Origin of the sequence: Thermohahella caldifontis, assembly GCF_041153465.1 — a bacterium.
Lineage (GTDB): Bacteria > Pseudomonadota > Gammaproteobacteria > Pseudomonadales > Oleiphilaceae > Thermohahella > Thermohahella caldifontis.
The window spans coordinates 1,285,108-1,298,928 of the sequence record NZ_CP154858.1; the positions used below are offsets into that span (position 1 = coordinate 1,285,108).

The following is a 13,821-nucleotide window of genomic DNA, read 5'->3' on the forward strand; positions in this document are numbered from 1 at the left end:
GGGGCATGCGTTCCCCGGCATTCTCATTCCTAGCCCCGGTGGGGCGCTGCCAGATAATCCTGACTCTGCATTTCGAGCAGCCGGCTTTCAGTCCTCTCAAACTCGAATTTGAGACGCTCCCCCTGGTAAAGCGCGTCAATGGGCGCTGCCGCCGAGCATACCAGCTTCACATTCCGATCGTAGAACTCATCCACAAGATTGATAAACCGTCGTGCCTGATCTTCCTTGCTGCTGTCCAATACAGGAATGCCCGAGAGAATCACTGCATGAAATTCTCTGGCAAGTTCAATGTAGTCATTCTGACTGCGCGGCCCGTCACAGAGGGTTTCAAACTCGAACCAGACCACGTCATCCGAACGGCGCACGGCAGTCAATACGCGCTGATTGATTTCCAGTCGGGTGCCATGCTCACCTTCATCCATGGCAAGACGCAGGTACATGTTCTCAAGCGCCTGTTCAGCCGCTTCATCCAGTGGTGTGTAGTACAGACTGGCCTGCTCCAGCGCCCGCAGCCGATAGTCCACACCGCCATCCACATTGATCACTTCCGTGTGCCGGTTGAGCAGGTCGATCGCCGGCAGAAAGCGTGCTCGCTGAAGCCCGTCCTTGTATAGCCCGTCGGGTACAATGTTCGAAGTGCACACAAGCGTGACCCCGCGGGCAAACAATCCCTTGAGCAGGTTCGCCAGGATCATGGCATCCCCGATATCGGAAACGAAGAACTCATCGAAACAGATGACACGCGCTTCATTGGCCAGTCTTTCCGCCACAATTTCCAACGGGTTGGGCTCCTCCTTAAGTGTTGCCAGCTCCCTGTGAACGCGCTGCATGAAGCGATGAAAATGGGTGCGCATCTTGTTGGAGAATGGCAGGGATTCGTAGAACGTATCCATGAGATACGTCTTGCCCCGACCAACGCCTCCCCAGAAGTACAGCCCACGAACCGGCTGAGTCTCCCGCCCCGGTTTCAGGCGCTCCGCCAGACGTTGCAGGCGCGTCCGGTTGCGACGCTTTTCCTCATCAGCAACCAGCCTGTGATACAGGTCATTGAGTTTTTCTACGGCCAGGCGCTGGGCCGCATCCTCGTGAAAATCTTCACGCTGCAGGTCCCTCAGGTATTTGTCGAGCGGCGTCATGGGTACTCCTCTGCTTGCGGCGCCCTATTGTGGCGAACCCGGACAATGTTGCCAAGAGGCGTCATGGGAATTGACCTGAGCCCTACGTCTTATGTCCCCCAAAGACATCATGGAGTATACTGGGCACCCCACGCATTGATACAAACGGAAGATCCATGCAAGAAAATGTGCTGATCGCCCTGATCGCCTTTGCAGCCGGCTTTGGCCTGGCCTGGCTGTTTCTCAGCCGCCGCTCAAATGCGGCCCAGAGGCAGCGCCGTGTTGAAAGTCAGCTCGAGCAACTCAGAACGGAGTACACGCATTATCAGGCCGAAGTTGCTGAACACTTTAACCGTACAGCCGAACTGCTGGGCGAGCTCAATGCTCGCTACCACGACATGTTCAACCATCTTGCACGCGGCGCTGAACGCCTGTGCAATGATCCGGACTTCAAGCGTGTTGCCAGCAATGCACCGTCCCCGGTAGATGTATCCGGCATTTCACCTGATGAGCTTGAGGAAGATGAGGATACTGATGTTGCCCCGCCTCTGGATTACGCGCCCAAAAGGGCACCGGATGAAGCGGGCATGCTGTCTGAAAAGTTCGGGCTTGCGGGGGCCAGTGTAACCTCCGATCCGGAGCCTGAATCCGACGGAACCGAAAAGACCGCGGCTCGCGGTTAAATTGCCTGGCGAATGGACAAAGTCCGGGGCAGGATAGCTGTACGCTTCAAACCGGATTGGGTTCGTCCACAAACTGCCAAGTCACCCCGAACTGCTTTTCCAGCGCTGCCCCCAGTGCCTGGACACCGTAGCGTTCAGTGGCATGATGTCCGGCCGCAATATAGTGAATACCCAGTTCTCGCGCCAGATGATAGGTCGGTTCCGAAATTTCGCCACTGATGTAGGCATCCACACCCAGTGCCGCGGCGGTTTCAATGAAGCCCTGGGCTGCGCCGGTGCACCAGGCAATGGTATTGATGGGCCGGTCATGCCCGGAAACCGGCAAGGGCCTGCGCCCCAGGACACGTTCAAGTCCCTCGCATAACTGCTCCAGTGAAGCGGGTGCATGCAAGTGGCCGTACCATAGCAGCCCTTCTGTTCCACCAGCACGGACCTGACCATCCACTACCCAGCCCATCAGGCGAGCCAGGCACGCGTTATTCCCCAGCTCGGGGTGACAGTCGAGTGGCAGATGATAAGCGACCAGGCTGATACCCGCATCCATAAGTGCGCGAACACGCCTGTATTTGATACCGGTGATGGTCGGGTTTTCGTTTTTCCAGAACCAACCATGATGGACCAGCAAAAGGTCTGCACCAGCCTCTACAGCGTGTTCGATCACATGCTGTGATGCGGTGACTGCAGTAACCACGTGACCAACCTGATGCTTGCCATCCAACTGCAAGCCGTTGGGGCAGTAATCCCGATAGAGGTCGGGTTGCAACCATTCATCAAGCTGCCCGATCAGCGTGCCACGATCAACCACGAGCTAGCGCCTCCAATGCGGATAACAAGGTATCGTTTTCCTCTGGTGCTCCGACAGTCAGGCGCAGACAATGCGCCAGCAAGGGGTGGGCACCGTGCAGATTCTTGACCAGAATACCCCCGGCCTTGAGCCCGGCAAACCACGCCGGGGCATCCGGTACCCGCACCAGCACGAAGTTGGCCTGAGAGGGGAACGGTTCCACCCCGGGCAGCGCTGCCAGCGCGTCAAGCATGGTATCGCGGGAGGCCCGTAATTGCCGGGTCTGTGTCTCCAGCACGGCAAACTGCTCCACGGCAAGACGCGCCGCGGTCTGGGTCAGCACATTGATGTTGTAGGGCAAGCGTACCTTGTTGATCTCCTCAATCAGCTCCGGGCGTCCGAACAGCATACCCAGTCGCAGCCCCGCAAGACCGACCTTGGACAGGGTCCGCATGACCAGAACGTTCTCATGCCGGTTAATCCAGTCGAGATGGTCCGCATCGGTGAATGCCGTATAGGCTTCATCGATGACCACATATCCCGGGGACGCCTCCACAATGGCACGCAGCGCATCCGCATCAAACAGGTTGCCCGTGGGATTGTTCGGACACGCCAGAAAACAGACAGCGGGTTCATGCAGGCGAATGGCCGCAAGCACCGCCTCCGTGTCCAGGGAAAAATCCGGCCTGAGATCCACCCCCACATAGCGGCTCTGGGTAAAGGTAGCGATCATACGGTACATGACAAAGCCCGGCTCCACACTGAGCAGCGTACGTCCGGGGCCGCCGAGCACCATGGCTATCAACTGGATCAGTTCATCCGATCCGTTGCCAAACAGCATGCCCACGTCATCCGGAATCTGCCAAAGTGCCCGGATGGCCTGACCGAGCACCGTAGCCTGCGGATCCGGATACCGGTTGACAGGCACCTCAGCCAGCCGCGCGGCGATGGTTTGACGCAAGTCTCCGGGCAAGGGCCAGGGATTTTCCATGGCATCCAGCTTGATCAGGCCACTGGCATCCGGCACATGATAGGCAGAAAGCGCCCTGATTTCGGGTCGCACCCAGCGTTCCAGACGCCCGCCGCTCATTCCCCATCCTCCCTGCCGAACCGGTATTCCGCTGAACGGGCGTGGGCTTCCAACCCTTCCGCCCGGGCGAGAGCGGATGCAACCGGCCCGATCTGCTGTGCGCCGCGATCCGACACACAGATGATGGAACTGCGCTTCTGAAAATCGTAAACCCCCAGCGGCGAAGAAAAACGGGCCGTTCCCGAGGTGGGCAGCACGTGATTGGGGCCTGCGCAATAGTCCCCAAGGGCCTCTGCCGTATTGCGTCCGACGAAAATCGCACCGGCATGACGCACCTTGCGGAGATGATCAGCCGCTCCCACAAAGCTCAGCTCCAGGTGTTCCGGCGCAATCCGGTTCACGACCTCCAGCGCCTCATCCACCCCGTCGGCCTCAATGATCAGCCCCCGTCCTGCCAGCGAAGCCTGAACGACGGCATGCCTTGCCAGCGTGGGCAGCAGGCGCCGGATGGCTTCCTCAAGCTGGTCCGCGAGTCCGGGTGCCGTGGTAATGGCAATCGCCTGCGCCTGCTCGTCGTGTTCGGCCTGGGAGAACAGATCCATGGCGATCCAGTCGACAGGCGTCGAGCCATCCCAGACCACGCAGATCTCGGATGGCCCGGCGATCATGTCGATCCCCACCTGCCCGAATACCAGGCGCTTGGCCGTAGCCACATAGATATTTCCCGGGCCGACAATCTTGTCCACTCTGGGGATAGTTTCCGTCCCCCAGGCCAGCGCCGCGACAGCCTGCGCCCCGCCCACGGCAAAGACACGGTCGACACCGGCCACGGCCGCCGCCGCCAGAACCAGGGGATTACGCTCACCACGGGGACAGGGTACGACCATGATCAGTTCCGGCACACCCGCGACCTTGGCCGGAATGGCGTTCATCAGCACCGATGACGGATACGCGGCCTTGCCGCCCGGCACATACAGCCCTACCCTGTCCAGCGGGGTGATCTGTTGCCCGAGAATGTTGCCTTGCTCGTCTTCGTATTGCCAATCAGGCTGCTTCTGGTGAGCGTGGTAGCTGCGAATCCGCTCGGCAGCCTGCTCCAGTGCAGCTCGCAGATCGGGCGCCAGACTCTCCAGCGCTGCCCGGCATTCACTCAGGGGAATCTCCAGCCCGGCTGCACTGCCCGGCACCCAGCCATCCAGTTCCCGGGTCAGGGAGACCAGCGCGGCATCGCCTTCACGACGGATGCGCCGGATGATCTGTTCAACCGTGTCCACCACCTGGAGGGACGTTTCGGACTCGAAAGACAACGCCTCTTCAAGGAGACGCCCGAATTGCGGGTCCTTTGCAGACAATCGTTTCATGCACTTACCTCCCCGAACTCAACGGCCCCGGCCAGTATCCGTACAATGGGCTGTATGACTTCGTGCCGGGTCTTCATGGATGCCGCATTGGCAATCAGACGGGAGCTGACATGACAGATCTCTTCACGCGGCTCCAGACCATTTGCGCGCAACGTATTGCCGGTATCCACGATATCCACAATCTCGTCCGCCAGCCCCATGATGGGGGCCAGTTCCATGGCTCCGTAGAGCTTGATGATATCTGCCTGCACGCCAACCGAGGCATAGTAACGACGTGCCACATTGACAAACTTTGTCGCCACCCTGCGCCGGCCTGCCGGCGGCTGCTCACCACGGAGTCCGGCTGTCATCAGGCGGCAGCGGGCAATATTCAGATCGAGCAGCTCATGCACCCCTTCCGCGCCATGTTCCATCAGGACATCCTTGCCGGCGATACCCAGGTCCGCACTCCCCAGCTGCACGTAGGTCGGCACGTCAGTCGCCCGCAGAATCACGATACGAACGTCCGGGCGCGTGGTTTCAAAGATCAGCTTGCGACTGGTAAAGACATCCTCCAGTGGCGTGATTCCGGCCTTTTCCAGAAGCGGGAGAGTCTCCTTGAGAATACGCCCCTTGGACAGGGCAAAGGTCAATGTGTTGGTCATGTATTCATCCTGGCAATCGTCGTATGCGGGCCCCGAGCAGCTGCAGCTTTTCCTCGATACATTCGTAGCCACGGTCAATATGATAGATCCGGTCCACCAGTGTCTCGCCATCGGCAACCAGGCCGGCAATCACGAGGCTGGCCGAAGCACGCAGGTCGGTGGCCATGACCGGTGCGCCGGTCAGGCGGTCAACACCCTCGGCAATGGCGGTATTGCCCTCAAGCCGGATCCGTGCCCCCATGCGGTTCAGCTCCTGAACATGCATGAAGCGGTTTTCGAATACGGTTTCCGTCACTGCCCCGACACCTTGCGCAACACTGTTCAGGGTCACGAACTGGGCCTGCATGTCGGTAGGAAAGGCCGGATAGGGGGCGGTCTTGAGATTGACCGCCTTCGGCCGGCGGCCATCCATGGTCAGCTCGATCCAGTCATCACCAATATCCAGGTGTGCACCGGCCTCCTGAAGTTTGTGGAGGACCGCATCCAGAATGTCCGCACGGGTGTCCTTGACGCGCACACGACCACGGGTCGCGGCCGCAGCCACCAGATAGGTCCCGGTCTCGATACGGTCGGCGACCACCTCATGGCGACAACCATGCAATTCAGGCACGCCTTCCACCTCAATGATGGCCGTACCCTGCCCCTTGATCCGGGCACCCATGGCAATCAGACAGTTGGCCAGATCCACCACTTCCGGTTCGCGGGCGGCATTTTCTATGATCGTTTTGCCTTCGGCCAGGGTGGCGGCCATGAGCAGGTTCTCCGTGCCGGTGACCGTCACGGTATCCAGGAAGATCCGCGCACCCTTCAGCCCGTTCGCGGCCTTGGCGTAGATATAACCGTTGGCCACTTCAATCTCTGCCCCCATGGCTTCAAGTCCACGCAAATGCAGATCCACGGGGCGGCTGCCAATGGCACAGCCACCCGGTAACGAGACTTCCGCCTGACCGAAATGCGCGACCAGCGGTCCCAGGACCAATATGGAGGCACGCATGGTCTTGACGAGTTCATAGGGGGCATGGCAGGCCTCGATGGTACCCGCCGTGACTTCCACCGCCATTTTCTCGTCAATGGTAACCGACACGCCCATGCGCCCGAGCAGCGCAATCATGGTGGTGATATCGTTCAGGTGCGGCAGGTTGCCCACCCGGACCGTATCCTTGGTGAGAAGCGTTGCCGCGAGGATGGGCAACGCGGCATTCTTGGCACCGGAAATGCGGATCTCGCCATCCAGCGGTCCATTCCCGGTAATCAGCAATTTTTCCATGGGAGGCCGCCGTCAGAGTTCATCCGGGGTACGCACTTTCAGAGAAAGCGCATGGACCGTGTTATCGGCAAGCAGATCACTGACACAGGCCATGACTACCTGTTGGCGCCGGACCCGGCTCAGACCGGCAAAGCGCTCGCCCACGACCTCTGCTTCAAAATGATAACCATCCGGACTGCTGACCCGTACCTGACAGTCAGGCAGTTTTTCGGACAAATAGGCTTGAAGCTCTTCCTGATTCATGGCATCTCTCGCTGTTGAAACATCAGCGTGCCATTCTACCCGAAAGGGGTTACGCCTGCCACGCGCTGTCGGCAGATGCCTTGTGGATGGAATCGATGGGCAGCACTGCATCCAGACCGCTGACCCTTGCCATTTCAAAGACACGATGCGGCATGCTTTCGAGGCGAAGCTGCAGCCCCTTCTTGTCGCAGGCCGCCATCAACCTGAGTAGAACGGACAGCACCACACTGCGCGCACTGGTCACGCCGCTGAGATTGAGCACGAGGACTTCATCCTGCCAGGCTGCAGCTATCTTCTCCAGGGCCTGGCGCACGGCCACCGCGTTACCGGTGTCGACACACCCGCTCAGCCATACCTGACCGTCGCGTGTTTCAACACTGAATGTCATGCCGCCTTGTCCGTCTTGATTTCCACATCTGCCTTCCATTCGGCAATCACCTTGTCCAGATTGCCGCCGGCCTGCTGGTAAGCCTGCTCGAATCGCTCCTTGAACGCCAGTCCCACATTGACGCCATTGACAATCACATTCTCCATTTTCCAGATACCCTGCGCATCCTGGTGCATGCTGTAAATTACCGGATAAACGTTCCCAGATGCAGACTGAATGTCTACCATGACACTTGCACGCGTACTCCGCCTGGGGTCAATCACAACGCGACGAACCTTGAGCGAAAACTTCCCGCTGTCAACCAGTGCCTTGCCATAAGCCTCAAACAGACTGCGCTTGAATACTTCGGTAAAACGCCTGATCTGGTCCGGTGTCGCTTCACGGCGATAGCGCCCCATGACCCGCATGGCAATGCGCTCAAAATCCACAAAAGGCTCAAGCGCCTCTTCCATCAATACATAGAACTTGTCCGGATCCGTGTTGTAGAGACCCTTTCGGGACTCAAAGGTGGCGACCAACTGATCCATGTTGCGGGAAACCGTCTCTTTCAGCACGTCCTCCTCACTGGCCCGGGCACTGCCAGCAAACCCGAACAGGACAAGAAAGACCGCGATAACGATACGGGTGGATGATTTCATGATGCGCACGCCTCTATTTCTGGCCCGAGACAAACTGATTGACCAGCGATTCGATATTAAGTGCCCCACTGGTGCTCTCGAAGCTGTCACCATCCTGCAGTACTTCGATGTCGCCACCTACGGATATGCTCAGATAATTTTCGCCCAGCAGGCCTGCAGTACGAATGGAAATGGCGCTGTCCGCCGGGATGTAATTCACATCCTTGAAGATGGCCATCTCCACTTCCGCCATCAGCGTCTTGGGATCCAGACGGATATCGCGAACCTGCCCCACCGTCACCCCTGCCAGAGTAACACGGCTGCGCGTATTCAGCCCGCCAATATCATTGAACTGCGCGTAGAGCCGATAAGTCGGCCGATCGTCATTGAAGGTGATGCCGCTGACCTGCAGGGCAAGAAAAAACAGCGCCCAGACACCCAGCACCACAAACAGGCCCACTGCAATTTCGATCTTCCGGTTGAACATGCTTAGCCTCCGAACATGATGGCAGTGAGAATGAAGTCCAGTCCCAGCACTGCCAGCGATGAATAGACAACCGTACGTGTTGTGGCCCGGGCAATCCCCTCCGAGGTCGGAATCAGGTCATACCCCTGATAGACGGCAATCCAGGCACACACCCACCCAAACACGACACTCTTGATGATGCCGTTCATGACATCATCCCAGAACTCCACACTGCCCTGCATGTTGCCCCAGTAGGAGCCGTCATAGACACCCAGCCAGTCCACGGCGACCATCTTGCCGCCCCAGATGCCGATCATGCTGAAAATCAGTGCCAGCAGCGGCATGGAGAGAAATGCTGCGATAAAGCGCGGTGCAATCACCCGCCGCAGGGGATCCACCCCCATCATTTCCAAACTGGACAGCTGCTCCGTGGCCTTCATCAGGCCGATTTCAGCGGTCAGGGCCGAGCCCGCCCGCCCGGCGAACAACAAGGCGGTCACCACAGGCCCCAGCTCCCGGACCAGCGTCAGCGCAATCATCTGTCCCACATTTTCCTGAGAGCCGTAATCTACCAGCACATTGTAGCCCTGAAGCCCCAGAACCATGCCGATGAACAGGCCGGAGACCAGAATGATGACCAGGGAAAGCACGCCCACTGCATAGAGCTGCCGCACCAGGAGAGGAAAACCGGACAGGGACGGAACGTTGCCCAGCACGGACACCAGAAACATCACACTCCGGCCCAGCGAAGCCAGTGCATCCAGTGTTGTACGTCCCAGTTTCTGCAATCCATCCATCGGCTTACGCGCCCTCCAGCAAATCCACCCGGTAATCGGCGGCCGGATAGTGAAAGGGTACCGGCCCGTCCGGCAATCCGTTGAGGAACTGGCGCACAAACGGTGACCCTTCCCGCCTGAGCGCATCCGGACTGCCTTCCCCCATCACGCGACCTTCGGCAATGATACACAAATGGTCGGTGATGCTCAGGGATTCCGCCACATCGTGTGAAACCAGCACACTTGTCAGCCCCAGAGCGTCATTGAGCAGCCGGACCAGTTGCACGATCACGGCCATAGCTATCGGATCCTGACCGGTGAAGGGCTCGTCATACATAATCAGCTCCGGATCCAGCGCAATGGCGCGTGCCAGGGCGGCACGCCGGGCCATGCCTCCGGACAGTTCACTGGGCATCAGCTCACGCGCGCCACGCAACCCGACCGCGTGCAGTTTCATCAGCACAATATCGCGGATCATGTCGTCCGGCAGATCGGTATGAACGCGCAGCGGGAAGGCCACATTCTCGAAAACATTAAGATCAGAAAACAGCGCCCCGCTCTGAAAGAGCATGCCCATCCGTTCACGCATCGCATACAGCTCCTTGCGTTTCAATGCGTGAATATTGACACCGTCGACATGAATCGTGCCTGAATCCGGGCGCAATTGCCCGCCGATCAGCCTGAGCAATGTGGTTTTGCCTGTCCCGCTCGGCCCCATGATCGTGGTGACCTTGCCGCGAGGAATGGTCAGGCTCACATTGTCAAAGATGACCCGCTCACCTCGCCGGAAGGTCAGATTGCGTATTTCAATGTATGCGTCAGACGGTTTGTCCATACCTCGGTGCTCCCCTCGGGGCGCTCTTGCGAAACAGGGCGCACTATACCACAGCAGAAAAAGAGAAAAATACTTGGTTATCGCGATTCCTGGTGTCTTATGACACGCACCATTATATTTCTGTATTGCCATGCAGTTATAGCATACACTGATTTTGTTCCCATTGCCATCGGGGACTAATGAATCGGAATCTTATCAGTTATACTTGCTGCCACACTCTGAACGACCCGAGACTCATGAAAGCCTTCACTGACGAGCAACTGATCGCCTCCGGACAACGCACCATTCACCTTGAGGCCGATGCGGTCCGTGCACTGGCCGACCGACTGGACACCGGCTTTGTCCGTGCCTGCCGCCTGATTCTGGACTGCCCCGGCCGCGTGGTGGTCACCGGCATGGGCAAGTCCGGTCATATCGGACGCAAGATTGCCGCCACGCTTGCCAGTACCGGCAGCCCTGCCTTCTTCGTTCATCCGGGCGAAGCATCGCACGGGGATCTCGGCATGATCACCCGGCAGGATGTGGTGCTGGCACTCTCCAACTCGGGTACCACGGCTGAAATCGTGACACTCCTGCCCCTGTTGCGGCGCATGAATGTCCCTCTGATTGCCATGACCGGAAACCCGGATTCGACCCTGGCTCTGGCTGCCGAAGCCCATCTGAACACCAGCGTGGCTACGGAAGCCTGCCCGCTGGGGCTGGCACCCACGGCATCCACTACGGCAGCACTGGCCATGGGCGATGCGCTGGCTGTCGCACTGCTGGAAGCCCGGGGATTCACGGCCGAAGACTTCGCCTTCTCCCACCCGGGCGGTGCACTGGGGCGGCGGTTACTCCTCAAGGTGGAAGACATCATGCACACGGGCAACGAAATCCCCTGCGTGCAGCCGGGTACACCACTCAAGGAAGCGCTGCTGGAAATGTCCCGCAAGGGCATGGGCATGACCGCCATCGCCGACCAGGAAGGGCGTATTTTCGGCATCTTTACGGATGGCGATCTGCGCCGCACCCTGGACCGGGATATCGATATCAACACCGCGCTGATTGATGATGTGATGACGACCCACGGCAAGACGGTTCCGCCCTCCATCCTGGCCGCAGAGGCGCTGGGGCTCATGGAAAGCAGCAAGATCAACGCACTGCTGGTGGAAGAGAACGGGCGTCTGGCCGGCGCGCTGACCATGCACGACCTGCTTCGTGCGGGAGTCCTGTGATGCCGACCGAACAGATCCGGTTGCTGGCGCTGGATGTGGATGGCGTGCTCACGGACGGCAGCGTCACCTACGACAGTGCCGGCCATGAACTCAAGAGCTTCAACATCAAGGATGGACTGGGCCTGAAACTGCTCAGGGATGCCGGCATGGCCTTGGCCATCATCACCGGCAGAACCTCTCCCATGGTTGATCGTCGCGCCCGGGAGCTGGGGATTGATCACATCATTCAGGGCCGTGAAGACAAGCTGGTTGCACTGCGTACCCTTTGTGATCAACTCGGACTTTCCCGGGAGCAGGTCGCCTACATGGGTGATGACCTGCCCGACCTGTCCGCAATCGAGTGGTCAGGAATCGGGGCCGCGCCGGCGGATGCCCATGTTTATGTGCGCGCACACGCGGACTGGATCAGCACACTGCCCGGCGGCAAGGGCGCCGTGCGCGAGCTGGCGGAACACCTGCTGGCACGGGAGCAGTGTCTGACCGCCGTCTGGCAACGCTATCGCCTGCAACAGGAGCGCTGAACGTGCCCGATCCCGGCCGGCTGATGCGAATCATCCTGCCCCTGCTGCTGGCAGGCGGCGCCTGGTGGCTGTTCACGGCAGATCCTTCGAGCGTGATTCAGCCCCCGGTCGTGCTCAAGGACAGGGAACCGGATGCGTTCATCAAGGATGCCACCTACCTGACCTACAGCAAGACCGGCACGCTCTCCAGCCGGATCCAGGCGCAGGAAGCCTGGCACTACCCGGACACTGACGAGGGAGAACTTGTACAGCCGGTCGTGGAAGTTTATCAGACCGATGCAGCCCCCTGGGTGCTGAAAGCGCAACGCGGTATTTACAGCGCCTCAGCCGACACGCTGCGCCTGGAGGAAGACGTCCACGCCGTGGGGATTGTCGGCAGCGGCCATCCGCTCCAGTTCGGCACCGAATCCCTGACCTACCTGAATGCGAAGCGCTTTATTCAGACGGACCAACCCGTTAAGATGACCTCCGACCGCGCTGAAACCACGGCAGTGGGCATGAGCGTTTCCATCGATGACAAACGCATAGACCTGCATCATGAAGTTCAATCTGTTATCTATCCTTAGTGCGCTGATTCTGGCCCTGTCCGGCATATCGGCCACCCGCGCACTGGAGCTTGCCGCCAGCACTGATCCGATCCGGGTTCAGGCGGATCGCGCACAGCTGGACGAAGCGTCCGGCAAGGCCACCTATTCGGGGCATGTTGTAGTGACTCAGGGCGAGGCCCGGCTTGAAGCGGAAACGGTTATTCTCTACCGCGATGCTCAGGGTGTTTCCCGGGTTGAAGCACATGGCCAGCCGGCCTATCTCAGGCAGATCGCCCCTGGCGATACCGTCGCCACCGAGGCCTGGGGTGAGACACTGGTGTACTCACGGGATACGCAGACACTGGAACTGTTGCGTGGCGCCCGGCTGAAGCAGGGCACCAATGTCTTCCGGGGCAACACCATCCATTACAACACGCGCACACGAGTGGTTGACGCACGCTTCGACGAAAATACAGGCACCGGACGGGTGGAAATGATCATCACGCCTGCCAACAAAGAGGCGCCGGCCAAACCATGAGTCAGGGCATCCTCCAGGCACTGAATCTGGCCAAGAGCTACAAGAAGCGGCCTGTCGTGAAGGACGTCAGCCTGGACGTGCGCCAGGGCGAAGTCGTGGGATTGCTCGGCCCCAATGGCGCAGGCAAGACCACCTGCTTTTACATGATCGTGGGATTGATTGCCTGTGACAAGGGCCGCATCCTGATTGACGACGAAGACGTCACCTTTCTGCCCATGCACGGGCGGGCGCGAAAGGGACTGGGCTACCTGCCGCAGGAGGCTTCGGTTTTTCGCAAGTTGTCAGTGGAAGACAACATCCTGGCCATTCTTGAAACGCGAAAGGACCTCAACCGGGCCCAGCGATTGGAGCGCCTGGAAGATCTGCTGCAGGAATTTCACATCACACACATTCGCAAGAGCCCGGGCATGGCACTGTCCGGTGGCGAGCGACGACGTGTCGAAATCGCCCGGGCACTGGCCACGGAACCGCGCTTCATCCTGCTGGACGAGCCCTTCGCAGGCGTTGACCCCATCTCTGTCGGTGACATCAAGCAGATCATTGATCACCTCCGTCAACGTGGCATCGGCGTCCTTATTACCGACCACAATGTCCGGGAAACGCTGGAAATCTGCGAACGCGCCCATATAGTGAGCGAAGGATACATCATTGCGAGCGGCTCACCACAGGAAGTGCTTGAAAACCGCAAGGTTCGCAAGGTTTATCTGGGCGAAAGCTTCAAACTTTAGTTTGTTTGCAAGCAAGAATTGTGACAGACTTTGTCCAAACTACCTGAACAATACTGACAGAGGTTGCGAAGCCGTCACGCATGG

Annotated in this window: 18 protein-coding genes; 6 read left to right on the top strand and 12 right to left on the bottom strand. The window is 59.1% G+C overall.

Going from position 1 to position 13,821, the window contains the following annotated elements; translation table 11 throughout:
• Positions 1-29: 29 nt before the first annotated feature.
• Entirely contained in the window at positions 30-1,136 is a 1,107-nt protein-coding gene (gene zapE / locus AAIA72_RS06250) for a cell division protein ZapE (RefSeq protein WP_369602550.1), read from the bottom strand.
• Positions 1,137-1,291: 155 nt separating this feature from the next.
• Between zapE and AAIA72_RS06255 the strand changes: the two genes are divergently transcribed.
• A complete protein-coding gene (locus AAIA72_RS06255) occupies positions 1,292-1,798 on the top strand; it encodes a YhcB family protein (protein WP_369602551.1) in 507 nt (168 codons plus the stop codon).
• 46 nt (positions 1,799-1,844) lie between these two features.
• Here AAIA72_RS06255 and AAIA72_RS06260 read toward each other — a convergent pair whose 3' ends face one another.
• From AAIA72_RS06260 to AAIA72_RS06310, 11 genes are read right to left on the bottom strand one after another with little or no spacing between them, the layout of a single operon-like run.
• The gene (locus AAIA72_RS06260; RefSeq protein ID WP_369602552.1) at positions 1,845-2,603 is read right to left on the bottom strand and encodes a Nif3-like dinuclear metal center hexameric protein; all 759 of its coding nucleotides are present in this window, start codon (positions 2,601-2,603) and stop codon (positions 1,845-1,847) included.
• Positions 2,596-3,672 carry a histidinol-phosphate transaminase gene (hisC, locus tag AAIA72_RS06265; RefSeq protein ID WP_369602553.1) on the bottom strand — a complete coding sequence of 359 codons (1,077 nt, stop codon included), beginning with the start codon at positions 3,670-3,672 and terminating at the stop codon, positions 2,596-2,598. Before hisC ends, AAIA72_RS06260 begins: the two co-directional genes overlap by 8 nt.
• The gene (hisD, locus tag AAIA72_RS06270; RefSeq protein WP_369602554.1) at positions 3,669-4,973 is read right to left on the bottom strand and encodes a histidinol dehydrogenase; all 1,305 of its coding nucleotides are present in this window, start codon (positions 4,971-4,973) and stop codon (positions 3,669-3,671) included. The genes hisC and hisD overlap by 4 nt, the downstream gene beginning before the upstream one ends.
• On the bottom strand, positions 4,970-5,617 hold the full coding sequence (gene hisG / locus AAIA72_RS06275) for an ATP phosphoribosyltransferase (protein ID WP_369602555.1): 648 nt from the start codon (positions 5,615-5,617) through the stop codon (positions 4,970-4,972). The genes hisD and hisG overlap by 4 nt, the downstream gene beginning before the upstream one ends.
• A gap of 4 nt (positions 5,618-5,621) precedes the next feature.
• Entirely contained in the window at positions 5,622-6,884 is a 1,263-nt protein-coding gene (gene murA / locus AAIA72_RS06280) for a UDP-N-acetylglucosamine 1-carboxyvinyltransferase (RefSeq protein ID WP_369602556.1), read from the bottom strand.
• 12 nt (positions 6,885-6,896) lie between these two features.
• A complete protein-coding gene (locus AAIA72_RS06285) occupies positions 6,897-7,127 on the bottom strand; it encodes a BolA family protein (protein ID WP_369602557.1) in 231 nt (76 codons plus the stop codon).
• Positions 7,128-7,176: 49 nt separating this feature from the next.
• Positions 7,177-7,515 (bottom strand): STAS domain-containing protein, encoded by a 339-nt coding sequence (locus AAIA72_RS06290; protein ID WP_369602558.1) that lies wholly within the window; start codon positions 7,513-7,515, stop codon positions 7,177-7,179.
• On the bottom strand, positions 7,512-8,153 hold the full coding sequence (locus tag AAIA72_RS06295) for a phospholipid-binding protein MlaC (protein WP_369602559.1): 642 nt from the start codon (positions 8,151-8,153) through the stop codon (positions 7,512-7,514). Before AAIA72_RS06295 ends, AAIA72_RS06290 begins: the two co-directional genes overlap by 4 nt.
• Positions 8,154-8,166: 13 nt before the next feature.
• Positions 8,167-8,619, bottom strand: coding sequence for an outer membrane lipid asymmetry maintenance protein MlaD (gene mlaD / locus AAIA72_RS06300; RefSeq protein WP_369602560.1), 453 nt, complete (start codon positions 8,617-8,619; stop codon positions 8,167-8,169).
• A gap of 2 nt (positions 8,620-8,621) precedes the next feature.
• A complete protein-coding gene (mlaE, locus tag AAIA72_RS06305; protein ID WP_369602561.1) occupies positions 8,622-9,395 on the bottom strand; it encodes a lipid asymmetry maintenance ABC transporter permease subunit MlaE in 774 nt (257 codons plus the stop codon).
• A 4-nt stretch (positions 9,396-9,399) separates the two neighbouring features.
• On the bottom strand, positions 9,400-10,209 hold the full coding sequence (locus tag AAIA72_RS06310; protein WP_369602562.1) for an ATP-binding cassette domain-containing protein: 810 nt from the start codon (positions 10,207-10,209) through the stop codon (positions 9,400-9,402).
• 236 nt (positions 10,210-10,445) lie between these two features.
• On the opposite strand from AAIA72_RS06310, the gene AAIA72_RS06315 reads away from it, so the two are divergent.
• The 5 genes from AAIA72_RS06315 to lptB are packed head-to-tail and all read left to right on the top strand — an operon-like array spanning position 10,446 to position 13,737.
• Positions 10,446-11,423, top strand: coding sequence for a KpsF/GutQ family sugar-phosphate isomerase (locus AAIA72_RS06315; RefSeq protein WP_369602563.1), 978 nt, complete (start codon positions 10,446-10,448; stop codon positions 11,421-11,423).
• Positions 11,423-11,944, top strand: coding sequence for a KdsC family phosphatase (locus tag AAIA72_RS06320; protein ID WP_369602564.1), 522 nt, complete (start codon positions 11,423-11,425; stop codon positions 11,942-11,944). Before AAIA72_RS06315 ends, AAIA72_RS06320 begins: the two co-directional genes overlap by 1 nt.
• 2 nt (positions 11,945-11,946) lie before the next feature.
• Entirely contained in the window at positions 11,947-12,510 is a 564-nt protein-coding gene (gene lptC, locus AAIA72_RS06325; RefSeq protein WP_369602565.1) for an LPS export ABC transporter periplasmic protein LptC, read from the top strand.
• Positions 12,482-13,009, top strand: coding sequence for a lipopolysaccharide transport periplasmic protein LptA (gene lptA / locus AAIA72_RS06330; protein WP_369602566.1), 528 nt, complete (start codon positions 12,482-12,484; stop codon positions 13,007-13,009). Before lptC ends, lptA begins: the two co-directional genes overlap by 29 nt.
• Positions 13,006-13,737: an LPS export ABC transporter ATP-binding protein gene (gene lptB / locus AAIA72_RS06335; RefSeq protein WP_369602567.1), complete on the top strand. Its 732-nt coding sequence runs from the start codon at positions 13,006-13,008 to the stop codon at positions 13,735-13,737. The genes lptA and lptB overlap by 4 nt, the downstream gene beginning before the upstream one ends.
• Positions 13,738-13,821 lie beyond the last annotated feature (84 nt).